Raw genomic sequence first — 23,875 nt, 5'->3', positions numbered from 1 at the left:
AGCCACTAAGCTGCTATCTGTATGTTATCCAATCACTTTGACACAAATCGTGACATTACAATCGGATGCAAATATGGTATAATTAAGTTCTTCTAGAACAAGATGTTAACCAACATCATCCACCCATTGACTGATTCCTGAGGCGTCTAGTAGCTCTAGTCCAACATCTATTGTCATTACTATCTTCTTTATCTCCACATTTCAATGGAAAGAAGGGATAGGTATGAACGAACCACAAGCTAAACTTCCAACAACAGACCTGCCGTTAAGGAGAACATGCGCTACCTTACATGTCCATCAGCAACTATTAGCACAGTCTGAGCATTATGCACAAGAACGTCAACGGATTGAAGCTGGTTACCGGCAAAATGTCATGCTTGCGCGTGTCGGGCAACGTGATGTGATAAGCATCCCTGTTGTTGTACATGTACTCTGGAATAAGCCAGAACAGAACATTTCAGACGAACAGATTGCTAGCCAAATGATTGTGCTCAATCAAGATTTCCGTAAACAAAACCCAGATATTTCTCAAGTTCCGCCTGTCTGGGAGGATACCGCAGAAGATGCTGACATTGAGTTTTATTTAGCGACCGTGGATCCAGAAGGACTTCCTACGACAGGGATCACTCGAACGCAAACGGCCATAACCGCCTTTTCACCGAATGATGATTGTAAAATAACCGCAGCAGGCGGGATTGATGCTTGGCCAACCGATCAGTACTTGAACATTTGGGTATGTGTGTTAGACTTCGGTATACTTGGATACGCTCAATTTCCAGGAGGACCAGCTCATACGGATGGTGTTGTCGTTACGTATCAAGCATTTGGTACAACGGGGACCGCAGAAGCACCTTTTAATCTAGGTAGAACCCTCACTCATGAAGTGGGGCATTGGCTCGATCTTCGTCATATATGGGGAGATGACGGTATGGAACCGGGCACCGAATGTACAGGTACCGATCATGTCGATGATACGCCCAATCAAGACGGACCTAACTTTGGCACTCCAAGCTTCCCTCAGATCTCCTGTACGAATGGCCCGGATGGAGACATGTTCATGAACTTTATGGACTACGTAAATGATTCAGCCATGGTTATGTTTACGGACGAACAGGTAGAGCGTATGCACGCTTGCTTGCAAGGCCCGAGATCATCTTTCTTGTCCTCACCTAGTTCTCCTGATTCCAAAGAGCTGCTTCTGTAAATATATACAACAATCTTATTCGAAATGTGCAAATGAAACAGCCTGCTATCCTCGAAGAGGAGGCAGGCTGTTTTATTTGCACGATACTATGTACTTCCTCATTAGCTGTCTTATTCGTAGCGTTTCCCGCCATACACAACATAGCCTACTGGACGATGTGCATAATACAACACCGCATCATCTGGACTTCCGACAATTGGATCTAGCGTATTTTTATCCAAATAAACGCCTTTGATTTCAAGCGATTGCCCTGCCGCTAAGCCCGTTATCGGCTCGGGAAAACTATGCTCATCACCATAGCGAATGAAAGCGGTGATTTCTTTGTTAATGTCTGCTACTTTAATGCCTTCCGCATGCATAACGACAACTTCGTGAAGTCTAAGATAATGTTGGGCATAGCCATTTGTCGTCACATCGTTCTCAACTGATTTAATAAAAGCCTGTACCTGTATGACTGCTTTGGTATTTGTCATGTGTGTAATCTCCTTTGAGTCGGCATTCTATCCGTGATCGTACCCACATAATTTGACCTACAATTGGTTTAATTATGCCATCATACTCTCATACAACTGTTAAGTACAAAACATTAGACGAATACCTTTCAAATTCCAACTAGACATAGAGCCTGCACCTAACGCCTTCCATTCAGAACAAAAGGAGAGTGTTTATCGATAACATCACTGTTCTGATTGCCTTTTCCATACACTTCAAACACCCTAAGTTTCATCTTTTTACACTCGCCTTAATTCCTATTCATTTCTGTTACTTCCTGTAAAATTAATCCTTCAAACGAGCTAATTCACTCAAAGTGCAGCTTGGACTTGTGCTGATGTCAAAGTTTCTATTCAAATTCTTCTCAATATTGGGGAAATAATCACTGTACTTGTTATCTTTGTGCCTACAAGGAGCCATCAGATGACAAGTTAGATGTAGGGTCACACGGCATCCTGCTTGCGGCACTTCATTAGCGTATAGCAGCACCGACCATTCTATCTCGGTCTCTAGTTCCGGGGATTCATAGCTTCTAGTTGGCACACCCCTTCCTAATTGGAAAGCAATATCTGTCCCTCCACTCCAACCGCGCATACCGTCCGCATCCTGGAAGCCCAAATCTATTACGCTGGCTCCCTCTCCCAGCGCCTCTACCTTTATCTCTATATGAAGTCGTTCTGTAGCAGACGACATGTTGAATGGGATTTCTAACACGAGTCCCTTATCTTCCTTATGTATCAATTGTTCCATAACCATGTTTTTTTTACGTGGATGTTGATTCATTGTGGCGATTAGCTCCCTTGAGGTTCAAACAGCATATTCGATATCTCTTATATCGGTTTATTAGCTCATATGTTTAAGTACTGATATATAGTAACTTGAATATATTAATGTATTGTCAACGGAATGTTGATTTTGTGTAAAATATTTCCGAAATACGAAGTGGCATTCCACCTCGGGTGCTTATATGTGTATAACGAAAAACGACCGCTCCCAGCAATATACTGAGCAGCGGCCGCAACCTTGTCATTATTCATTTTATCAGCTTATACAACTATAAATCTTGGCTCATACGTATCATATCCCTGCATAGAATCCCATTTTCAATAATCTCCTCAGGATAGTTTCTCACAAAGAAGTCAATATCCACACCAACAATTCGGAATCCACATTTTTGATATAACGCTAATTGTCCTACACTTGAATTGCCTGTGCCGATCTCAATTGTCTTATAGCCTTGCTGTCTAGCTTGAACAATCGCGTGATTAACGACCTGCTTCCCTATTCCTTGTCCGTGCAGATCCTCGTGTACTGCCACATTTACCAACTCTACCGTTTCTGGTCTTGTAGGCAGCAGCACATAAACAGCCACGATGCTGCCTTCTATTTCAACAACATGACATTGCCCTCGCTGTACATATTCTGTCACGATCGATTCAGAAGGATCTGCTAGCAGCAGCAAGTCCATAGGAGCAGGTTCATGAGCATGTAGCTTACGTATTTCCATTATGTTTCTCCTCATTGACTAATGATAATGCTCCGTGTCTACGATTTACGTACCACAGAACGTTTGATAAGGACAGGCATCTGCTGGAGGTGGCGAAATATACTCAACTTGCTCTTCCGAATACGTAAAAGGATTCGCCAGAACATGCAACAGTCGCTCCATAACTGTGAGATCCCCTTTTTCCGCGGCTTCCAAAGCCTCCTCCACACGATGATTTCGTGGAATGATTGCAGGATTGCTGTTCTTCATTAATTGCTGCGAATCCGTAATCGATTGCTTCTGTCTGCCCAATCTCGCTTGCCAACGTTCATGCCACTCTGCATATTCCACTGAGTCAAACAACGCCGTAGCTTCTCGTTGATCCAACGTTAATGCCCGAAACGTATTCGTATAATCGGCGTCGTACTTTTTCATCATGCTGAGAAGACCTTCAACTAGGGAGGAATCCTCTAATTCCTCATTAAAAATTCCCAACTTCGCTCGCATACCCTCAAGCCAATTTACATGATACAGCTCGATAAAGTCTGCAATTGCATCTTCTGCCATTGCTACCGCCTGCTCTTCATCTTCGTGAATAAGCGGCAGCAGTGCTTCCGCCAATCTTGCTAAATTCCATGCACCAATACGAGGCTGATTGCCGTAAGCGTAGCGACCGTCCCTGTCGATTGAACTGAACACCGTAGCTGGATCATAGCGATCCATAAACGCACACGGACCATAATCAATCGTTTCACCGCTAATCGCCATGTTATCCGTATTCATTACCCCGTGTATAAAGCCAACGAGCTGCCATTTTGCAATTAGTGCAGCCTGACGCTTTATTACTTCATGCAACAGCGCCAGATAGCGGTTTTCATGGTCGTAAATGCCCGGATAGTGTCTTTGAATGCTATAATCGGCCAGCGCACGAATATCCTCAACCGTTCCAAATTGGGCTGCAAATTGAAACGTACCCACACGGATATGACTGGCACCTATGCGAGTCAACACTGCGCCTGGCAACTCCGTTTCGCGGTAGATAGACTCTCCCGTAGTAACTACCGCTAGACTGCGAGTAGTAGCAATCCCCAGTGCATGCATCGCTTCACTAATGATATACTCGCGAAGCATCGGTCCAAGTGCTGCTCGCCCATCCCCTCCGCGAGAATAAGGTGTTCGACCGGAGCCTTTCAGCTGTATATCAAATCGCTCACCATGAGGCGTAATGTGTTCTCCTATAAGCAGCGCACGCCCATCCCCTAATCTATTAAAATATCCAAATTGATGGCCCGCATAAGCTTGAGCCAATGGCACAGCTCCGACAGGAACGTGATTGCCAGCAAATACGGCCAGTCCCTCTTCGGTGTTCAACGTATTTGCGCTCAATCCTAAAGACTGTGCCAGCGGAGTGTTGAATATAATCATTTCCGGAGCATGCACAGGCGTAGGTTGTTGCTCTGTAAAAAATAGTTGCGGGAGGCGTACGTAACTGTTATCGAACTTCCAGCCTGGCTCTATCATTTCGTTGTTCTCTATCATCGTATCTCCTTTATCGATTGTGGCTTATGTAGATGAGTTTCTTTTGTGTAATCCTTGGTCTATGTAATGCTCGGCTTCGTATATAACATGTGTTTCTTTAGTAGTTATCAACGCTTGTAAGTTGAGTTAGTGTTTGCTGCCGTCCCTTTATTATACGCTTTTGATGGTGTTCATCTACATGTTCGCAGCTATGACATACATGAGCTATTGAACCTCATTATATAATTTTCACAGAAAATGAACAAAACAAATCATTAACACGGAGTTCTCAACAATACTATAGAGCACTGCTACGTCGGTGCATTCCTATATCGCTATCGGTTGACAGTGTGAAAATGAATGTGTACAATGTGTAAATCGTAATTATTACGAATAAGAAAGTGAGAAGATACATCCCGAACGGATGGAATTGCGTAAATATTGTCCAAGACTGAGAAAATACACACTGCACCGTGAAACACGCTAGGAGGTATATGAATTAATGGAGCAAACGTCAAAAAAAATACCGATCACAGTTCTGAGCGGTTATTTGGGTTCCGGAAAAACTACTTTGCTGAATTATGTACTGCATAACAAGGAAGGTTTAAAAGTTGCGGTGATCGTGAATGACATGAGTGAGGTCAATGTCGATGCCAACTTGATAAGATCCGGAAATACCTTATCAAGAACAGAAGAAAAGCTGGTAGAAATGTCGAACGGATGTATTTGCTGTACGTTGCGGGACGATTTGCTGAGCGAGGTGCAAAAGCTGATCGATGAAGGAAAATTCGATTACATCTTGATTGAATCCTCTGGAATCAGCGAGCCTGTTCCGGTGGCACAAACGTTTACGTATGCCTACCCCGATACAGGTATAGATTTAACTTCAGTTACTCGGCTGGATACGATGGTTACTGTTGTCGATGCCAACCGTTTCTGGCACGATTTTGCATCAGGAGAAAGCTTGCTAGATCGTAATCAGGCAGTCGAAGAAGATGACTATAGGGATATTGCGGATCTTCTAATCGATCAGATCGAGACCTGTGATGTGTTGTTGCTGAACAAATGTGACCTGGTAGAAGAGAAAGAATTGATTAAGCTAGAGGCGGTGTTGAGAAAGCTTCAGCCTACGGCAAAACTGATTCGCACAGTAAACGGAGTTGTAGATATTAAAGAGATTTTGAATACAGGTTTGTTTGATTTTGAAAAGACAAACATGTCCTCAGGGTGGATTTCGGAGCTCAACAAGAAAGACCACACTCCGGAAACAGAGGAATACGGGATCGGTTCATTCGTGTATCGCAGCAGAATCCCCTTCCATCCGGAGCGGCTCAGCAACTTCTTTAGCAATTGGCCAGAGGAAGTAATGCGGGCAAAGGGACTGGTATGGATTGCTACACTCGACGATATGGCGGCAACGTTAAGCCAGGCCGGTCCATCCATCCAATTTTCCCCTGCGGGATATTGGCTTGCGGCTATGTCGAAGGAGGAGCAGGGTGAAGTATTGGCAAACGAGCCAGAAATGATGGAGCATTGGGATGATCAATGGGGAGATCGGATGACAGAGGTTGTATTTATCGGCATCGATATGAACCAGAGTGAAATCGAAAACAGACTAGGACGTTGCCAGCTAACCGAAGAAGAAATGAGGCAGGACTGGAGTAAGTTCAATAATCCACTACCTTGGCTGCAAGAAGTCTAGAATGGATTTACAGTGGGGATCTAGTGACTAGATCCTTCTGTCCCCGAATGAATCCTGATGAAGTGAAGGTACCGGCACACAATTGAGGCGGCATGGATGAATAAAGGAGTTTGTTTACATGAATAAAAACAATGCCAAATTGCGGCTTCCGCGATCCAAAGGCACAGATATGGCAAGATGTTATACAACTAAAGAATGCGAAAAAAAAGTAAAGCGTATCGTTCTTACACCGACCAATCGACAAATTGTAGATGAGTTTATTACGATTATTGGAATGAAGGAGAGGTTCGAAAGTCATGATGTACCGATCCCCAACAAAGTTGTCATGTTCGGACCACCGGGAACAGGCAAAACACTAACAGCCTTTTATATTGCCAAGCAATTGGATCTGCCACTAATTTTAGTGAGGCTTGATGCGATTATTCATAGTCATTTAGGCGAAACAGGCAGCAATATCCGTAAAATTTTTGATTACGCGCAACTAACACCTTGCGTCTTGTTCTTAGACGAATTCGATGCGATTGGCAGAACGAGAGATAGTAACGATGAAGTTAAGGAAATGGCAAGAGTCGTTAATACTTTGTTACAATGCCTAGATGAATTTGAAGGAAACAGTGTCTTTATCGCGGCCACTAATCTAGAGGAAGAATTGGATCAAGCGATATGGCGTCGGTTTGATACCAAATTGACTTACAGCATGCCAGATGATGCTGGAAGAAGTGAATTTATACATATGCTCATTAATAATTTTGAGCATGAGAAGAGTTCACTTCACAAGACCGCAATTAGTTTACTTGCCGGTTGCAGCTTTGCTGATATAGAACAAATTGTTTTAAAGGCAAAACGAAAAGCAATCATCGAAAATGTTCCGCTTTGCCAAATGCATATTGAAGAAGCTTATTTGGAATACAAGCCGAGAACGAATGGATAAAGAAATAGAGAAAAATGTTGAATAACTGTCATTCACTCGACTAGTTCTTCAGATAATAAAAACTGAAGCATAACTTGGAACATGGTAGATCTTTTCATAAGGTCGCCCTTTTCTATTGAATGTTTGGTAGCACAGACGATTCTACAGAAATGGCGACCTGTTTAAAGTTATATTACTTTGTAAATACAGGATTGAACAATCCAATTTCAGAATCATATGTACCTGTTGACTGTACTTTAACTTGCAATTTCAGAACATTTTTCAGATTGATTTCTAAATCTTTTGGGAACTCGCCTGCTTTTAATTTTTCTGTGTAGATAACTTTATCATCACCGGATATAGTCACAGTTAATTCCGCCTTTGTATTTTTGAATTGATCCGTAAGACCAATCTTACTTTTGAGCGTCTTCACTTTCCCATTCAATGGGAACTCCACAAACTGCCAATCGCTGTCTTTATGAACACCACGAAGTCTTAAAGTTAAATAGTTCGAATACTCGTTACCAACATTATCTTTTATTAGACTATTCGAATTGTAACCATAGAAGTAACCTTCTGGAACATAGGTTGTTCCGTTATATAGAAATGGCTCTTGAGAGCCGACATCTGTATACCCGAATCCGTATATTCCAGCATTATTGTTGATTACGGAATTCCGCCAACATATTCTTTATTATTGGAGTCTCCGAAGCTTGTGGATAGTTGTACCTATTAACCCAGCTACCTGCAGTCAAAAAATCATTAGGTGCCCATATCCAATTATCGTGAGCCGCGTACACTATTTATAAAAGTTTCAGGAGATGGTTGTATGCCAATAAAAGACGGCAAGCAGTATGTCGAGCGTCTCGACGCATCGAAAGCCAGCGTCTGGATCCAAGGAAATAAAGTTACCGTCCCCGTGTCGAGCCATCCTGCGTTTGCCGGCCTTATCTCTACTCAGGCTGAATTGTACGATATGCAAGGTCAATCAACATTAAAAAAGGGTATGACTTATGAATCACCGACAACAGGAGATCCGGTTGGAATGTCGTTTCTCATTCCTAAGTCGAAGGCAGACCTAAAGAAACGAAGAATCATGTTCGGACGTTGGGCCGACGTTCATCATGGATTCCTCGGCCGTTCCCCGGATTATATGAATACGACGATAATGGCGTTCGGCGCAGCAGCGGATCTGTTGTCCGAACATGATCCAATGTATACCGCAAACTTGAAAGCTTACTATGAATATTGCCGGGAGAACGACATTACATTGTCTCACGCTTTCATCATGCCTCATAAGGCAAGGTTGAGAGCTATACTGAAAACGCATGAGCTGCCAGATGCTCCGACGGTTGTCGAAAAGACGAAGGAAGGCTTGATCGTGAATGGCGCGTTTTTGCTCGCAACGCAAGGGGTTACGGCTGAGGAAATATTAGTCTACCCGACACCACTACCTTCGACTTATAGAGTTAATCCCCATGCCTTCGGTTTCGCTATTCCGAACAATCTGCCTGGCCTCAAATTTATTTGCCGAGAAAGCTTCGTCTCCGGAACATCGCAGTACGATTATCCGTTAAGCTCTCGCTTTGAGGAAATGGATACGCTGGTTGTGCTTGATCATGTGCTTGTACCTCATGATCGAGTATTTATGTATGGAGATGCACAGATAATGGGGAGTTTTTTTGAAAAAAGCCATTTTCATACGCATGTAGGACACCAGGTATTGTGCCGCGTTATTGCGAAGACCGAATTTTTGCTCGGGACAATTGAATTAATCATAGATACGTTAGGCTTACGTACGTACACCCATATTATTGAAAAAGCAGCGGAAGTAATCGCCACGCTAGAGTCGCTAAAGGGGCTGCTAGTCGCTTGTGAAGCAAATGCACGGCTCGATCAGTGGGGTTCAATGCTACCGGATTCCAGACCACTGTATGCCGCTAACTACTTGTTTCCAAAGTTATTCCCCCGAATTATGGAAATCATACAACTGCTAGGCGCGAGCAGCATCATTATGATTCCGAGCGAGCAAGATTTTGAATCTGAAGTGGCCGAAGATATCAATCGTTATTTGATGGGCATCAAACTGGATGCAAAGCAGAATGTAGGCCTATTCCGGCTCGTCTGGGAACTAAGCACAAGCTCGTTCGCCGGACGCCAAAGCTTATACGAACGGTTCTTTTTCGGCGATTCCATTAAAGTGGCTAACCGGTTGTATCACGGGTATACGAATAAGGATGCATATGCCGCGAAGGTTGATCATTTTTTGTCTGACTCCATAACAAAGAATTAATCTGAGTAAAGATGTTGCTGCAATTTTGACGCTTTGGCGAACTCATTTGCTCCTACTAAAGGGAATTGACCTAGGTAGGGGTTTATGTTCTTGTCATCCAACATCTAACGATCGCCATTGACGTTATTAACGCGAATTCGTTCAATTTCTAGTTTTAGCGGTCGTGAGCGCGCTTATTTTAGCAGTGATAGTGAATGATATCGCTACCAACAACAAATAAGCTCGCTGGCAACCGTTACTTTTCAAAATAAGTAGATCGCCATCTTATAGCCTCTGTGACAACCGTTAGCATTAAACGGATAGAAGTGCATCCTCTTTCATAAAATAACCCCACAAAAATGCTCCCTTCTAGTTACAAATAAAAGGGAGCATTTTTGGGCTTTCTTGTTTACCTTTGCTACCTTTGCTACTTGCATCTACCCCTTGTAATTATCCTGCCAATGCAGCAGCCAACTCTCTAGCACTCTCACCAACGAATCTGATAACTTCCCTACCGCTGCAAACAGCAAAATACCTAGAAAGATCACCTCTGTCCGCATAAACGAGCGAGCTTCTTGAATGAGATAACCGATTCCTGCATCTGCTCCCATCAGTTCAGCCACGACCAAGCACATCCACGCGATACTTAGCGAAAGCCGCAAGCCAAGCAGCACATTGGGCAGTGCAGATGGAAGAACGAGCTTCGTCACTTGCTGGACGCGACTGAACTCAAGCACGCGCGTGACATCGAACAGCTTGCTATCCACGTTTCGAGCCCCAAGAAAGGTGTTCACATACATTGGGAAAAATGCTCCCAACGAGATAAGCAGCACCTTCGACAACTCACCAAACCCAAACCATAAAATAAACAATGGCGTGATCGCTAGCAGCGGAATGGCACGCAGCATTTGCACGGTTGGATTAATATACTGCTCAGCCCGCTGGAACATCCCTACGAACAGACCAATTAATAGACCGCTAACGCCACCGATTGTGAAGCCCAACAGTGCTCGGACAATACTTATTTTTAAATGATGAAACAACTCTCCTGAGGAAATCATCTCGATAAAGGTCTGAAAAATAAGCGACGGCGGTGGAAACAATTGCGACGGAATGATTTCATTCGTACTAAGAATCTGCCAAGTTAAGAGAACAGAAACAGGTAACAAAGCTCCACGAAAAATAGAGAGATTGAGCTTAGCTTTCTTCTCTTTTTTACTACTCCACGACGGACGGTGAGAAATCGGGTTTGCGGCGGGAATAGCATGATTGGATGTTTTACTCATCGGTATCGACGCTCCATTCTTCTGACGTTATATTTGCCAATCCTGTTTATCGACTGTTTCATGCTCCAATAGAGCAATAAGCTTCGCTCGCAGCTCTTGAAAAGCTTTACCTGAGCGCTTGCGCGGATAAGGCAAATCAATCGGGATGCTTGCCTTAATTCTGCCAGGCTTCGTATCCAGCACAATGACCCGATTCGATAAAAATAACGATTCATCGATATCATGAGTGACAAGCACCATAGTCGTGCGATTGCTTCTCCAAATATCAAGCAAAGCTTCCTGCATATGATTGCGGGTAAAGGCATCTAAGGCACCAAAAGGCTCATCCAGCAGCAGCACCTTCGGATTCCGCAGCAGCGCCCGCGCAATAGCAACACGTTGTGACATACCGCCTGAGAGCTGCTTCGGATAACTCTTTTCAAAGCCACTCAACTTTACTAGCGAGATAAGCTCATCTACTTTTTGTTTAATAGAGGCATCCTTTAGCGAAAGCTCAGCCGCGATATTTTGCTCCACCGTCAGCCATGGGAATAAGCGATGTTCTTGAAAAATAAAACCTTTTTCTTGAGAAGGAGCATTCACCTTCTCACCCCCAAGCTGTACCTCCCCCGTATAATCAACGTCTAGACCGGCGATGATTTTGAGCAAAGTGCTTTTGCCGCAGCCGCTCGGTCCAATCAACGTTATAAATTCACCTGTCTCAATTGTTAAATGAATATGATCCAGCACATGCGTCGTATAGTCTGACGAGTAGAACGTCTTGTTCAACGCAGTCAATTCCAGCATCGTATTCGGCATATGTCCTTCCTCCTATTTCGTAAAATAAAAATGAGACTCACCAACAGAACCGCCTAATAGCAGGCTTGCTCGTTGATGAATCTCTAGTCGTCTAGTCGATTCGATCATTATTCCCTTCTGATCGTATATGGCCCCTTCGTTTCTGGAGATTTTAGCATCGCCCTATCTCACTGTCAATATCCTTGTATTATAATCGGATTAATTTGAATTAACTATTGACACACCGAAACTCAGTTGGTATCATTTCCCTATTCAAATATAGACTGGCTTATTCGTTACCTAGTGAAACGAAAACAATACTGGATTGAATCCACTGGACCACCAGAGATTCAGCGTACATGTTGACCACATGTATGTTGGATCTTTTTTTGTTTTCCACACTACGTACTATTGAACAAGTCAAACTCGTCTGTTACCTACTATTTACGATTAGGAGTGATGATGATGACACAGCAAATCGATATTATTGAAACGTTATCCCGGGACTATTTTCCTGAAAGACATAAAGTATCTGGTGCCCGTAAGCTGCATCGTCTGCCCGAAGGACAGGAAAGTCTACCTTATAACCTGTTTCAGCTTAAGCCGCTCGGTCCGCTCATTGGTGCAGAGATTGAAGGAATTGATTTTAAAAACCCCCTTCTTCCCGAAGTAAAAGAAGAGATAAACCGTGCATTGCTCGAGTGGAAGGTACTCTTCTTCCGCAATCAGGATATTACAAGCGAGCAGCATGTTGCATTCGCGAAACAATGGGGTGAATTAGAATCCCATCCCTTCTTGCCGCAAGGCGATCAAGAAGCAATTGCCCGCTTTGCAAAAGACGAGAAAGTAACCGGGATGGAAAATATATGGCATACCGATGTCACATGGCGCCTCAACCCTGCGCTTGGTGCTGTGCTCCGCATCGTCGAAGCCCCTACATATGGCGGAGATACGCTATGGGCAGATACGGCTGCTGCCTATGATAATTTACCTGATGACATCAAAGAGAAGATTGACGGACTGACAGCGATACATGATTTCACTCCGTCTTTCGGGCGTCGCCTTTCTTCAGAATTGCTGGCTATTAAACAAGATGAGTTCCCTGCTGCCGAACATCCAATTGTACGGACACACCCAGAAACAGGCCGCAAAACGTTATACGTCAATGCAGCATTCACCATTCGTATCGTTGGCTTAGAGCCTGAAGAAAGCGAACAACTGCTTCAATATTTATTCCAGCAGGCACATACACCTGAATATCAAATTCGCTATAAATGGGAAGCAAATACGATTGCATTTTGGGATAACCGAGCGACTCAGCATTATGCCGTATCTGACTACTTCCCGAATCGTCGTGTCGTAGAAAGAGTGTCCATCGTTGGAGACGTACCTTATTAAGTACAACGTTCATAATACGCAACGTTTGATATGAGAAACGGAGATGCCGCCTATGAAAACATCTAAGCAAGTTAAAGCTGCCTATGTCATCAGTTTCGCAGTGCTACTTCTTATCCTCGCGGCTGGCTGCTCAGATACCGGCGGCAACAAGGCTAGTTCTACAGCTGCTGATGGTACACCAGCCAAGGAAAAAATCAAGGTCAATGTAGCCATCAATGGAAGCCTTAACGCACTTGTCATTTTAAAAAATAAAGGTTGGCTGGAAGAGGAATTTAAAGCACTGAATGCAGAGGTCGTATGGAGCGAATTTTCCAATGGTCCTCCTATACTTGAATCATTGTCTGCGAAACGTGTGGATCTGTCCCTTCTCGGTGATGGAGCGACGATTAGCGGCGCATCGGCTGGGCTGCCTTTTCAAGTAATCGCTTTACTGTCCAAAGGAGCCAAGTTTAACGCCATTCTCGTTCCTCCAGATAGTCCCATTCAAAGTGTAAAGGACTTAAAAGGAAAGAAAGTAGGACTCGCCAAAGGTACAACGGCACACGTCTATCTTCTAAAAGTTCTCGCTAAATACGGCCTATCAATCGATGATGTCGAACTTATTAACCTGCAGCCAGATGATGGCGCAGCTGCGTTTGCCAGCGGACAATTAGATGCATGGGGAACTTGGGACCCCCATATAACGAATTTGACCAAAACGAGTAAGGCTCGCACGATCGCATGGGACGAAGACAACGTATTAGCCCCTTCCTCCTTGATCGGCCGTACCGAGTTTCTTAACGAACATCCTGAAGTCGTTACTGCTTTCTTAAAGTCATACAAAAAAGCCATCGACTGGATGAACGCAAATCAAGAAGAAACGGCTGAAATCTTCGCCAATCGAGTGAAAATACCGAAAGATATTATGAAATCTCTCGTGGCGAATTTATCATTCACCGTGTCTGGATACACCGACGAAGTGCTGCGAGCCCAACAGCAATCTGCTGATCAATTGTTGGAGCATGGCTTTATTAAGAAAAAGCTAGACTTCCAGTCCGTGGTAAATAATGAATGGATTAAAAAGATTGTTAAATAAATAGCAGAACCGTCCCCACTCTCTCATTATTCATACTCCCCACTATAGTAGACAATTGATATCCCCCGCAATGAAACAACCAACTGCCACTCCCCACTGGTAGTTCGTTGTTTATTTTTATTCGAATATGCTGAAACGACGGAATCGAACATCGTAAGAACAACTCAGGCAAGTCTACCGAAATGACCGTTCGATGAGACTGCAAGTACTTTCGCTGATAGATCCAGTTGCTGAATTGCCGCCTTGACTGTGTAGAAATAGAAAAGAGACACAGTAAAACATAAGCCCGCATATAATATCCACAGTACGAATAGGCGAATGCGGAGTGATGTAATAGTTGATCAGCGGATTGTGCAGTTAGAATTGCTGCAAGGAGAAAGGAGCGAAACTGCAAGATGCCAGCGACGATTACAGGAATCGTGTTTAACGACTTAAACCATAACGGTGTCTTTAATGCCGGAGAACCGGGCATACCTAACGTATTTGTCGTGCTTTTCAACAACACAGGTGGAACTTGTGCTTCCACGATTACAGATGCAAACGGTAACTACAGCTTTACGATAACGACTGCCGGTACTTATACCGTTTATGAAACGGTCGCTGACCCCGGATTGACATGCCCTCCTACCACGTTCACGCAACCTACTGGATTTACGGTATCCAATGGACCAAGGAAGCTAACCATCGTGGTTACTGCCGCTCAAGTGACTGGAAATGCGGTTATAGCCAACCAAAATTTCAGCCATGACACGACCAATAATCCTTTATTCTGTACGACGACGATGGTTCAATTTTCAGGGCGCCCTACGGAATGGTTTAATATTAACCTTGTGACCGGGGCAGCTATTTCGCAAGGCCTCTTAAATCCAGCGCTAGAAGTCAACGCGATTGGATACAACCCACTAGACAATTACGTTTATGGATATGAACAAACTACGAATCATATTGTTCGTGTCGATCGTAATGGCAATGTAACGATACTGTCCCCACTGCCACCCGGATTGCCTGCAGACGGATATAACAACGGTACATTTGACTTGAATGGATTTCTATATATTTATATCAATGATGGAACAAGATTTTATGTCATCGACCTCCGTCCGAATTCCGCAACTTACTTAAAGCTCGTTAACCCTGCCAATGGGTTTCAAGAACAGACTAGCAATTTTGGCATTGCCCTGAGCAGAACGGCAACTATTAGTGACTGGGTATTTCGTCCAGCAGATGGAAATTTGTACGGTATTTTACCAACAGGACCTGTACAACGGATTGTACCTACTACAGGAGCCGTCACCAGTCTAACGACAACTCCACTTGTAACGACTACTTCCTTCGGTGCACTGGCTATTGATGCTACGGGTACCATATATGCCATTGCGAACAATAATGGGGGCGTATACCGATATATCATTTCTGGAAATACAGCAACTTCAACACGATTCTCCACGACCGTTATCACACAGTTCAATGATGCGACCCTCTGCCCATTTGCAACGGTAGGCGTTGACTTTGGAGATGCTCCAGATACAGCAGCAGGGAATGCACCGAATGATTATTCTACCTTGCTTGGTAACAATGGACCTCGCCATCAAACAACCAACGCCCTATTCCTAGGCACACAAATAACGACTGAGCTAGATGCACTTCAAAATTCAACAGCTACAGGCGATGATATTCCAAAAGGCATTCAAGATGACGCTTTAACCGTTCCATTGCCCGTTCTTGCACAAGATGCAACTAGTTATTCATTGAATGTAAGGGTAACGAATAACACTGGAATAGCTGCTAATTTGTATGGATGGGTCGATTTCAATGCAAACGGGGTATTCGAAGGCAACGAAGCATCACTCGTTCAGATCGTCCCCTCTCTCGCTGGTACGCAAACGATTCCAATTACTTTTACTGTACCTGTAGGTGTTTCGTTAATTCCTGGTCAAACCTTTGTGAGATTAAGACTGACTACAGACAATTTGGTCAATCAAAATGCATCACCAACAGCAGAAGATACGAGGAGCTTAGGGCCTGCATCGGATGGAGAAGTAGAAGATTATATTTTAGAAGTTGCCTCACCAGGCATTCTTCTCCTTTCCAAAATAGCTTCACAACAAACGGCATTCCCTGGCGATATCGTCCTTTACACATTTAAGGTCACTAATCCGAACAGCTTTGCTTTAACAAACGTACGTATTGAGGACTCAACCTTGGGCCTTATCGATATATTGTCGAGCTTACCTGCTGCTGCAACCGTAACCCTTAACGCTCAATTTATCGTACCGCCCAATACACCGGCTGGCACAGTTATTAACAATGTCGCTACCGGAACTTCCGATCAGACGCCTCCAACAAATGATACGACCCAATTCAATGTACTACCAATCTTCAACTTGGCTGTAGCAAAGACAGTAGATCGAATTAGTGTCGCACCTGGAGATATGGTCACTTATACGCTTTCCGTGACAAATACGTCCAACGCACCAATCACAAATGTCACGATTAAAGATGATTTAATAGGCTTTGCTCAAGTTATCCCTATATTGAACATTGGCGAATCTCAGACGTTCACGGCTCCATTCTTGGTGCCCCCTGGAACTCCTGCTGGCACCATATTTACCAACTTAACAACGGCAACTTCGAATGAAACACCACCGACATCAGACACAGCAACGATAGTCGTTACACCAATTCCAACTGTGTTTATTATAAAAAGTGTAACTCCACAAATTGCCGCACCTGGTGATACCGTAACCTACACCATTACAGCATCGAATGCTGGCAATGAGACACTCACGAATGTACGCATTGTTGATCCTACATTAGGCATCGATCAAACATTTGATACCGTTGAACCAGGAGATTCAGTCATTCTCACAGTCCCATTCGATATTCCTATAACTGCCGTACAAGGTGATACGATTGTAAACGTCGCGACCGTAACAAGCAATCAAACGGGTCCAAGTCAAGCAGACGCAGTCGTAGCCGTTCTTGGGCAGCCTGGCATCGTTCTCATCAAAACGGTCTCGCCTGCTGAAGCAGCTATTGGCAGCACCGTTACCTATACATTTGAAGTGACAAATACGGGCAATACCGCATTATCCAACGTGCTGCTCACCGATCCCTTGCTCGGATTAAGCCAAACGATAGGGACAATCGCCGTTGGGGATTCGCAAACGATTACGTTCCCATTCGTCGTTCCAAGTGGCGCGACCAGTCCATTCAATAATATTGCGACCGTTACCGGATCATTTGATTCGCAAACGGTACAGGATAGCGATGATGCATCACTTGTCGTATTGCAGCCTGACTTTATCGTCAGCAAGGCAGTCGATCAAGCGCAAGCCAATCCGGGCGACACCGTCAACTTCACCCTTACGATCACAAATACAGGCACGCTCGTGTTAACGAATGTCGTGGTTTCCGATCCGCTGCTCTCCATTAATAATACAATTGCTTCGCTTGCTCCAGGCGCTTCCGTGACTAAGACGATACCATTCGTCATTCCTAGCAATGCTGCTGGTGGCTCAATCATAACAAACGTCGTTACCGTAACCCCTGCGGAAATTCCACCGAAGGAAGCAACGACAACGGTAACGGTAAACAACGCTGCCGCTATTGCCATTACGAAAACACCAGATCGGGATAATGCCCTTCCTGGAGAGCTAATCACGTATACGATTACGGTTACAAACACAGGCAACGTGGACTTAACGAACGTAAACGTCCGCGATCCCCTGCTCGGTCTAAATACGATACTACCTGCTCTCGCGGTCGGACAATCGATGAGCCTAACACCTACTTTCACGGTACCTGCTGATGCAGCAATCGGCAACGTTATTGTAAATACCGTCCTAGCGGTATCAGATCAGACCGATTCAGTAACAGCGACAGCCAAAGTTCTTGTCAACCCGCTGCCGCCAATCATAACGATTGTAAAGACAGCAGATCGTCTAACTGCCGCCCCAGGCGAGACGGTTACGTACTCGATTACCGTATCCAATCTAGGAACGGTCGTATTAACCAATGTTCTATTGACGGACGATATACTTGGCATCAACCAAGAACTCGGTACGTTAAATCCAGGTCAGAGTCAGACACTACCGTTCCAGTTCACGATTCCTGCAAATGCAGCGAACGGATCGGTAATTGTGAATACGGCAGTGGTCGTTTCCGATCAGACCAATCCTGAAGAAGGCACTGCTACGGTTACCGTTGATCCAAGTCCGAGCTTGCAAGTAACCAAAACCATCGATCCACTACAAGCCGCTCCAAGGCAAACCGTTACCGCAACGATTGTCGTTCAAAATACAGGCAACGTCAGCTTAACGAATGTCGTTATCACCGATCCAACGTTGAGTTTCAGCTCGGTTCTTCTTTCTCTGCCAGCAGGTTCGTCCATTTCGATTCCTATCCCATTTGAAATCCCAAATGTGCCTGCGGGAACGATATTGACGAATACAGCTACAGCAACATCCAATGAAACTGGACCATCTTCTTCTACGGCTTCCCTCACCGTTCTGCCTGCCCTACAACTAAGTCTGGTTAAACGGGTAGAACCATCTGTCGCTTCACCAGGGGAAACGGTGACCTTTACATTTGAAATACGCAACACAACGGGTGTTCCGATCACTAATGTAAGATTTGTCGATGATTTTCTTGGCATTGATAAGACAGTAGACTTCCTCCCAGCTGATTTCTTTATTATATTGTCTCGCACATTCACGGTACCTGCTGATGCAGTAGGAGGAACTGTATTAACAAATACGGCCGTACTAAGCTCCGACCAAACAGAGCCGATTTCGGCTACCGCGGAAGTAACCGTAGCTTCTCTCCCAAGACTCGACATTAGTAAGACGGTCTTTCCGCCTATTGCCTTACCAGGTCAAACGGTATTCTTCCAGGCGCGGGGGGTAAATACAGGCAACGTTCCATTGTCCAATATTCGCTACAGCGACCCACTTCTTGGCCTTAACGGTACCGTTATATTTCAGGATATCGGCGCTGCTGTCACTCTCATCATTCCTTTTACCGTGCCGTCTACCGCAGTTCCGGGAGAAACGATTGTGAATACGGCGTTCGTTGATTCCGCACAAACAGGGCCATTAAGCACCTCAGTAGGCGTTAGAGTTGCGGTGCTTCCGATTACCGTTACAAAGAAATCAGATGCTAACAAAATCTTTGTTGGTGATAAGGTGAAATTTAGAATTACGGTGACCAACACGGGCAGTATTGCTGCCAACAACGTCGTGTTGACCGATTTGCTGCAACAGGGCACGAAACTGGTGCAAAAAACTGTCAAGGTAGATCGACGTTGCATTCCAGATGTCAATCTGGAAAAAGGCATTTTGTTAGGCACAATAGCTCCAGGTCAATCCGTTCAAGTATCGTTCGAAGTGAAACAGGTTTGCTTACCACGAATTGATAAAGTACGTAACTTTGCTACGGTAAGCTTTCAGCTAGGCAGTTTGCCTCGCAGGTTTACCGTTGATTCCAACACTGTCATTGTTAACGTCGAAGAACATCATGAATAAATGCAAAAAAACTACCAACAACAGTTTGCGATGGCTTATCCATGCTAAATAACTCGTAAAAAAGAACCGGCCTTAGTGAAGTAAGGCCGGTTCTTATTAAATTGTATAGTACATCTCACCAGTCCTGCTCATTTCATGAGATTAATTCGAAATGGTTCCCGTACCTGTTATTCTCCAGTAATCGTTCGCTCCTTTACTCCAAACAAGATAGTATTCACCAATGCCATCTGGGTCGCCTACCGAATTAGCTCCAGGGAAGTGCTGGCTGAAATGAACCGTTCCACCCACTACACTTGATGGCTTTACCTTAAAAGAACCGATTAGATTATTCGTATGACCATCATCCTCCCTAAGAAAGACAGTAATTTCGCGGGGAACCTCACTTGCTCCACTATTTTTTTGTTTCGTCGTTATCGTACCTGAGACGGTTATACCATTTTTCCCATCTGCTAAATGATGAAATTGCTTATAAACTTTCCCGTTATACATGCATAATGGCATATCAAGCGTCCACGTACTTGATGCTGCATAAACAGGAACTGCAGCAAGCACCATAACCATTACAATTGAAAATAAAAAAACACGACCGAACCGTTTCATAACATATATTCCTCCTTTAATGATTGGTACAACAAGATAGATCACCCTACCCATACTATTTTCATAAATGACCTAATATGACTTTAACTGTAAGGTTTAATCCTGTTTATTTATGCTATGCATGGTCATCATTAACACAAAAACCCGACCACTAATGGGCCGGGTTCTTTATCCACTGTAAACACTATTAAATAATCTATTCATTGCTGCTAGGAAATCAAACAAAATCGGGATCGTCGAATCATTACACTGATCACTCTTTCAGAGCAGGAGCTATAACATCAATACGATTCGTCCAAATGCCGCCGTCATATTTTTCCGGAAGCCGTGCCAAATCAAGCTCCTTATCAAACCCTTCTGACCAACCCCCATCGCCTGCAACGAGGATGACTTTTGTATTTACCTTCTCCATTCTAGCAAGGAACTTGCTTGGGAATCCCCATAGATAAGGAGCAAACTTCTCTGGAATGTGAAGCTGTGTATTTTCACATGCCTCAGGCATATATCCTGTCCACCCTATTGCTGCATAGGGAAGGAGACAACTTTTCATCGTATCCATAGACATAACACGGATGTTGGGCAACTTCTCTCTTAAAGCTGCAATGGGCTCGTCACCGCCGTAAACGGCCAATTGCTCCAACTGGCTAGTTGTGAGCTTAGATAGATACTCAGCAAGCAGCACTCCTTCATTCGGATCATTACTTTTTATATGAATAAGCAAAGATTGCTCTGGAAATTGCGTTAATACTTCACCAAGTGTAGGTATGAGCCCGACCCCTTTACCACGGAACGGATAAGTCGCACCATTATCGGCTGTATAACCATAGCCAACATCCAATTTCTTAAGCTCAGTCATTGAATGTTCCCTAGTAACACCTTTGCCATCTGTTCGGCAGTCCAGTGTCCAATCATGAAACACAGCAAATTCTCCATCTGTCGTAGGTTGAATATCCAATTCTACCGTGTCTGCTCCCGCTGCAAATGCTGCCTCCATCGAAGGGATCGTATTTTCAAGGTAAGGATGTTCCGGTTCATAGATTCGCTCCGCCGTACAAGTATCATTCTGGATTCCTTCCATCGGGAACGTTTGACCCAACCCTCTATGAGCTAGCAGTTCAGGTGACTTGCTACTATCTTTTATAAATAGAGACGTATTATTCACAAACATAAATGCGACTAAAATAACGAAAAAAATAAAGAACCGCTTTCCATATCGTTTCAACTTCTTCATGTTTCCTCCAGTTGCCTTCTTAAGTAAGTATTCACCTGCTTTCAATAGTTTAGCATATCGGTACGCACAGATGGATTGACCTTTTTATTACATTGACTCTATCTATTCATCTATCTATTAACTACGTTTAGACGCGAGCTTCAGTACTTGCCCTCTCCCAAATCTGCTCTACAGTCTCCTCGGCAGATAAATCCGTTGTGTCGAGCCACATACCAATCTTCGGTGTTTCCTCTTGTAAAGAACGATTTAGTTCAGCAATTGTCCAAAGTCCGTACCCTTGCTTTGCTCTAGCAAGCTCTCTATGCGCAATTGCATCCTCTGACGGGTTCAATACGATCACATATAGAGGACAGTTACGAATAAACTCGACCATTTCTTGCAGCACCGGACCAATGATGACATACTGTAGTACAACATTGAAGCCTGCCTCGTAGTAAGCATTAGCCGCGTTGACCGCAATTTGGTAGCGCAAACGCAGTTGTTTAATCGCTTCTTCCTCGGTGTTGGGGAGCATCTCCACTCTCCCACTTACGATCATTTTACGAAACGTATCTCCACGTACATGAACACCACGCTCAAACTTCTCTGCAAGCAGCTGTGCAACGGTAGACTTCCCAGATGCCATAGCGCCTGTAATGAGGTAAATCCCTCTGTTCTGGTCAGTTAGCAATTTCATTCCACCTTTTCAGCATTGATTGTCATAGCTACAGATTATGATTTTATTCCAATGAATACAACGTCCGAACTCATAAAAAATACCGCTCACAGTACTGAGCGGTTAATTACGTCCCGGGAAAACTACGCTGCTGAATCATGTACTGTATAACAAGGAAGGTTTAAAAGTTGCGGTTAGTGAAGGATAGTCGATTAGGGATTGTGACTCGTCCAAACTGCTCTAGCCGCATAATAACCACTCAATGCGGAAGATAACGTTCCCGGACCAGGAAACACCTGTTCACCCACATGAAAATAGCCCGGCAATAAAGTTCGCACACTCCTCGGTTGTCGGATTGCATGCTCAACCGTAAGCGGTGCGCCACCAACATAACGCTTTCCGATGTAGCGTTCATAAGTTTCCGGTGTCCCTGCATCTTTAGAACGAATATATGGCCTCACAGCAATAACTCGCTCTAATTCATCCAACAGGAGCTCTGCCACCTGCTCTTTCTTTGCTTCATACGCTGCACCTGAGTGCAATGTCCAAACATTGACTCGTGTATGAGTCGACACCGTTAACGTATACTCTCCCGCTACATGTTCGCCTTTATGGTTGACAGACGTTTGAATCGTTGCGTACACAGGGCCATACTCATCTCCAAGCATTTGAGACAATTGTATGCCTGGAACAATTTGAAAGGCAAACGGCAACGATTTCCCCTGAAATCGAGATTGCTGTACAATGGCTTCATCTACAATCATATCTAAACGAAATGCACCCCACCCGCCGATATGCGAGGCATGCGGTTGATTGACTCTGTTTCCTTGCTTGTCGCTGTACACAGCAAACTCAATCCCTGTATTGTTAATGACGATTGAATATTCAGAAGTTTGACGAGTACTCGCAACTTGCCATATCTGCTTCTGCTGGTCAAAAACGACTCCGTTCACAGCGGTACGCAGCATAATGTTGCCGCCTAGCTCCGTGATATGGTCCGCCAAACATTGGGATATAGTGCCCACCCCATTTTTTACTGCATAGCTTCCTTTACGGTAGATCGTAAGGGCGAGACTTGCAGGGAGCAGCGCAGCTTCACTCACATCGGTTTGCACAGCATCTACCAATTGAGCATTAAGAAGTTGACGCAAAGCATCGTTATCATCCACTCGATGCTTGCGCATCAAGTCCTCAACCGTTTTCGTTCGATAATACGCCAGCATCGCCATACTCATCGGGCGCCGCAACGCATAAACAGGCAAGCGTCCAAGGTCCACCATACGCTGGATTGGCAAAGCTACTCTAGAATCGGTCACATAGGACACCGCTTCCCCAATACGAGCAAGTTCCTCCCAGAATGCCAGCACACGTTCAGCAGAAAGTGGGAATTTCTCCTTTAACTCTTGCCGCCAACGCTGGGGATCAGCCCATATCGATATCGTGCGATCAGGCAAGATGACATCCATCGGATGGGTTAACCGCTCCACGGGCAGCTGAATATGCAGCTCCCTTAGCAGCTTCATCAACACTCCATCTGTTTCGAGTCCAAATAACAACGTCGCCCCAGTCGGAAACCTTCTGCCTCTGCGGTTATACCATCCTGCTGATCCTCCTACAGTTGAAGCTTTTTCTATAATCGTCACTTCAAATCCCTGTTGAGCAAGATAAGCACCCGCCGTTAAGCCACCAATGCCAGCGCCTAATATACAAACTTTATTCGTCATCAACGGTCACCTTCCTCGAT

At 44.4% G+C, this 23,875-nt stretch carries 18 protein-coding genes and 2 pseudogenes; 9 read left to right on the top strand and 11 right to left on the bottom strand.

Going from position 1 to position 23,875, the window contains the following annotated elements; translation table 11 throughout:
- Window positions 1-223 precede the first annotated feature (223 nt).
- On the top strand, window positions 224-1,204 hold the full coding sequence (locus H580_RS25005; RefSeq protein WP_036605596.1) for a zinc metalloprotease: 981 nt from the start codon (window positions 224-226) through the stop codon (window positions 1,202-1,204).
- A 110-nt stretch (window positions 1,205-1,314) separates the two neighbouring features.
- Here the strand turns inward: H580_RS25005 and H580_RS0120670 are convergent, their stop codons facing one another.
- The 4 genes from H580_RS0120670 to H580_RS0120655 all read right to left on the bottom strand — a co-directional run bounded on the left by H580_RS0120670 (window position 1,315) and on the right by H580_RS0120655 (window position 4,721).
- Window positions 1,315-1,677, bottom strand: a complete 363-nt coding sequence (locus tag H580_RS0120670) for a hypothetical protein (RefSeq protein ID WP_028596477.1) — start codon at window positions 1,675-1,677, stop codon at window positions 1,315-1,317.
- Window positions 1,678-1,981: 304 nt separating this feature from the next.
- Window positions 1,982-2,479 (bottom strand): hypothetical protein, encoded by a 498-nt coding sequence (locus H580_RS0120665; protein ID WP_028596476.1) that lies wholly within the window; start codon window positions 2,477-2,479, stop codon window positions 1,982-1,984.
- 271 nt (window positions 2,480-2,750) lie between these two features.
- Complete coding sequence (locus H580_RS0120660; RefSeq protein ID WP_028596475.1) at window positions 2,751-3,203, bottom strand: GNAT family N-acetyltransferase; 453 nt, start codon at window positions 3,201-3,203, stop codon at window positions 2,751-2,753.
- 45 nt (window positions 3,204-3,248) lie between these two features.
- Entirely contained in the window at window positions 3,249-4,721 is a 1,473-nt protein-coding gene (locus tag H580_RS0120655) for a protein adenylyltransferase SelO (protein WP_028596474.1), read from the bottom strand.
- Window positions 4,722-5,061: 340 nt separating this feature from the next.
- Here H580_RS0120655 and rpmG point away from each other — a divergent pair.
- The 3 genes and pseudogenes from rpmG to H580_RS0120645 form a co-directional block, all read left to right on the top strand.
- Window positions 5,062-5,187: pseudogene (rpmG, locus tag H580_RS26725) on the top strand (50S ribosomal protein L33); the annotation flags it as partial.
- Between the two features lie 15 nt (window positions 5,188-5,202).
- Entirely contained in the window at window positions 5,203-6,402 is a 1,200-nt protein-coding gene (locus H580_RS0120650; RefSeq protein ID WP_028596473.1) for a GTP-binding protein, read from the top strand.
- 118 nt (window positions 6,403-6,520) lie between these two features.
- Window positions 6,521-7,333, top strand: coding sequence for an AAA family ATPase (locus H580_RS0120645; protein ID WP_028596472.1), 813 nt, complete (start codon window positions 6,521-6,523; stop codon window positions 7,331-7,333).
- Window positions 7,334-7,505: 172 nt separating this feature from the next.
- On the opposite strand, the gene H580_RS26460 is transcribed toward H580_RS0120645, so the two are convergent.
- Window positions 7,506-7,853 (bottom strand): NPCBM/NEW2 domain-containing protein, encoded by a 348-nt coding sequence (locus H580_RS26460; RefSeq protein ID WP_281167992.1) that lies wholly within the window; start codon window positions 7,851-7,853, stop codon window positions 7,506-7,508.
- Between the two features lie 288 nt (window positions 7,854-8,141).
- Between H580_RS26460 and hpaB the strand changes: the two genes are divergently transcribed.
- Entirely contained in the window at window positions 8,142-9,605 is a 1,464-nt protein-coding gene (hpaB, locus tag H580_RS0120635) for a 4-hydroxyphenylacetate 3-monooxygenase, oxygenase component (RefSeq protein ID WP_028596470.1), read from the top strand.
- A 416-nt stretch (window positions 9,606-10,021) separates the two neighbouring features.
- Here hpaB and H580_RS0120630 read toward each other — a convergent pair whose 3' ends face one another.
- Window positions 10,022-10,870 carry an ABC transporter permease gene (locus tag H580_RS0120630; RefSeq protein WP_028596469.1) on the bottom strand — a complete coding sequence of 283 codons (849 nt, stop codon included), beginning with the start codon at window positions 10,868-10,870 and terminating at the stop codon, window positions 10,022-10,024.
- Window positions 10,871-10,897: 27 nt separating this feature from the next.
- Window positions 10,898-11,668: an ABC transporter ATP-binding protein gene (locus tag H580_RS0120625; protein WP_028596468.1), complete on the bottom strand. Its 771-nt coding sequence runs from the start codon at window positions 11,666-11,668 to the stop codon at window positions 10,898-10,900.
- Window positions 11,669-12,112: 444 nt separating this feature from the next.
- On the opposite strand from H580_RS0120625, the gene H580_RS0120620 reads away from it, so the two are divergent.
- The 3 genes from H580_RS0120620 (at window position 12,113) to H580_RS0120610 (ending at window position 19,645) form a co-directional block, all read left to right on the top strand.
- Entirely contained in the window at window positions 12,113-13,045 is a 933-nt protein-coding gene (locus H580_RS0120620) for a TauD/TfdA dioxygenase family protein (RefSeq protein ID WP_036605595.1), read from the top strand.
- Between the two features lie 52 nt (window positions 13,046-13,097).
- The gene (locus H580_RS0120615; protein ID WP_036605594.1) at window positions 13,098-14,120 is read left to right on the top strand and encodes an aliphatic sulfonate ABC transporter substrate-binding protein; all 1,023 of its coding nucleotides are present in this window, start codon (window positions 13,098-13,100) and stop codon (window positions 14,118-14,120) included.
- Window positions 14,121-14,515: 395 nt separating this feature from the next.
- Window positions 14,516-19,645, top strand: coding sequence for a DUF7507 domain-containing protein (locus tag H580_RS0120610; protein ID WP_028596465.1), 5,130 nt, complete (start codon window positions 14,516-14,518; stop codon window positions 19,643-19,645).
- Window positions 19,646-19,786: 141 nt separating this feature from the next.
- On the opposite strand, the gene H580_RS0120605 is transcribed toward H580_RS0120610, so the two are convergent.
- The 3 genes from H580_RS0120605 to H580_RS0120595 form a co-directional block, all read right to left on the bottom strand.
- On the bottom strand, window positions 19,787-20,245 hold the full coding sequence (locus H580_RS0120605; protein WP_028596464.1) for a hypothetical protein: 459 nt from the start codon (window positions 20,243-20,245) through the stop codon (window positions 19,787-19,789).
- Between the two features lie 253 nt (window positions 20,246-20,498).
- Window positions 20,499-21,476: a glycerophosphodiester phosphodiesterase family protein gene (locus H580_RS0120600; protein WP_028596463.1), complete on the bottom strand. Its 978-nt coding sequence runs from the start codon at window positions 21,474-21,476 to the stop codon at window positions 20,499-20,501.
- Window positions 21,477-21,603: 127 nt separating this feature from the next.
- Entirely contained in the window at window positions 21,604-22,152 is a 549-nt protein-coding gene (locus H580_RS0120595; protein WP_028596462.1) for an AAA family ATPase, read from the bottom strand.
- Window positions 22,153-22,231: 79 nt separating this feature from the next.
- Between H580_RS0120595 and H580_RS26875 the strand changes: the two are divergent.
- Window positions 22,232-22,327 (top strand): annotated as a pseudogene (locus tag H580_RS26875) (GTP-binding protein); the annotation flags it as partial.
- Between the two features lie 16 nt (window positions 22,328-22,343).
- On the opposite strand, the gene H580_RS0120590 reads toward H580_RS26875, so the two are convergent.
- A complete protein-coding gene (locus H580_RS0120590) occupies window positions 22,344-23,855 on the bottom strand; it encodes a phytoene desaturase family protein (RefSeq protein WP_028596461.1) in 1,512 nt (503 codons plus the stop codon).
- Window positions 23,856-23,875: the final 20 nt, after the last annotated feature.

The sequence above is a fragment of the Paenibacillus assamensis DSM 18201 genome (assembly GCF_000422445.1).
GTDB lineage: Bacteria > Bacillota > Bacilli > Paenibacillales > Paenibacillaceae > Paenibacillus_B > Paenibacillus_B assamensis.
The sequence above is the reverse complement of the archived record's forward strand: the minus strand, read 5'-3'. Positions and strand labels throughout refer to the sequence as shown.

What these genes read in the sequence shown, in the direction of transcription:
- H580_RS25005 (WP_036605596.1), top strand. Translation starts at nt 224, where the DNA reads ATGAACGAACCACAAGCTAAACTTCCAACAACAGACCTGCCGTTAAGG.
- H580_RS0120670 (WP_028596477.1), bottom strand. Translation starts at nt 1,677, where the DNA reads ATGACAAATACCAAAGCAGTCATACAGGTACAGGCTTTTATTAAATCA.
- H580_RS0120665 (WP_028596476.1), bottom strand. Translation starts at nt 2,479, where the DNA reads ATGAATCAACATCCACGTAAAAAAAACATGGTTATGGAACAATTGATA.
- H580_RS0120660 (WP_028596475.1), bottom strand. Translation starts at nt 3,203, where the DNA reads ATGGAAATACGTAAGCTACATGCTCATGAACCTGCTCCTATGGACTTG.
- H580_RS0120655 (WP_028596474.1), bottom strand. Translation starts at nt 4,721, where the DNA reads ATGATAGAGAACAACGAAATGATAGAGCCAGGCTGGAAGTTCGATAAC.
- H580_RS0120650 (WP_028596473.1), top strand. Translation starts at nt 5,203, where the DNA reads ATGGAGCAAACGTCAAAAAAAATACCGATCACAGTTCTGAGCGGTTAT.
- H580_RS0120645 (WP_028596472.1), top strand. Translation starts at nt 6,521, where the DNA reads ATGAATAAAAACAATGCCAAATTGCGGCTTCCGCGATCCAAAGGCACA.
- hpaB (WP_028596470.1), top strand. Translation starts at nt 8,142, where the DNA reads ATGCCAATAAAAGACGGCAAGCAGTATGTCGAGCGTCTCGACGCATCG.
- H580_RS0120630 (WP_028596469.1), bottom strand. Translation starts at nt 10,870, where the DNA reads ATGAGTAAAACATCCAATCATGCTATTCCCGCCGCAAACCCGATTTCT.
- H580_RS0120625 (WP_028596468.1), bottom strand. Translation starts at nt 11,668, where the DNA reads ATGCCGAATACGATGCTGGAATTGACTGCGTTGAACAAGACGTTCTAC.
- H580_RS0120620 (WP_036605595.1), top strand. Translation starts at nt 12,113, where the DNA reads ATGACACAGCAAATCGATATTATTGAAACGTTATCCCGGGACTATTTT.
- H580_RS0120615 (WP_036605594.1), top strand. Translation starts at nt 13,098, where the DNA reads ATGAAAACATCTAAGCAAGTTAAAGCTGCCTATGTCATCAGTTTCGCA.
- H580_RS0120610 (WP_028596465.1), top strand. Translation starts at nt 14,516, where the DNA reads ATGCCAGCGACGATTACAGGAATCGTGTTTAACGACTTAAACCATAAC.
- H580_RS0120605 (WP_028596464.1), bottom strand. Translation starts at nt 20,245, where the DNA reads ATGAAACGGTTCGGTCGTGTTTTTTTATTTTCAATTGTAATGGTTATG.
- H580_RS0120600 (WP_028596463.1), bottom strand. Translation starts at nt 21,476, where the DNA reads ATGAAGAAGTTGAAACGATATGGAAAGCGGTTCTTTATTTTTTTCGTT.
- H580_RS0120595 (WP_028596462.1), bottom strand. Translation starts at nt 22,152, where the DNA reads ATGAAATTGCTAACTGACCAGAACAGAGGGATTTACCTCATTACAGGC.
- H580_RS0120590 (WP_028596461.1), bottom strand. Translation starts at nt 23,855, where the DNA reads ATGACGAATAAAGTTTGTATATTAGGCGCTGGCATTGGTGGCTTAACG.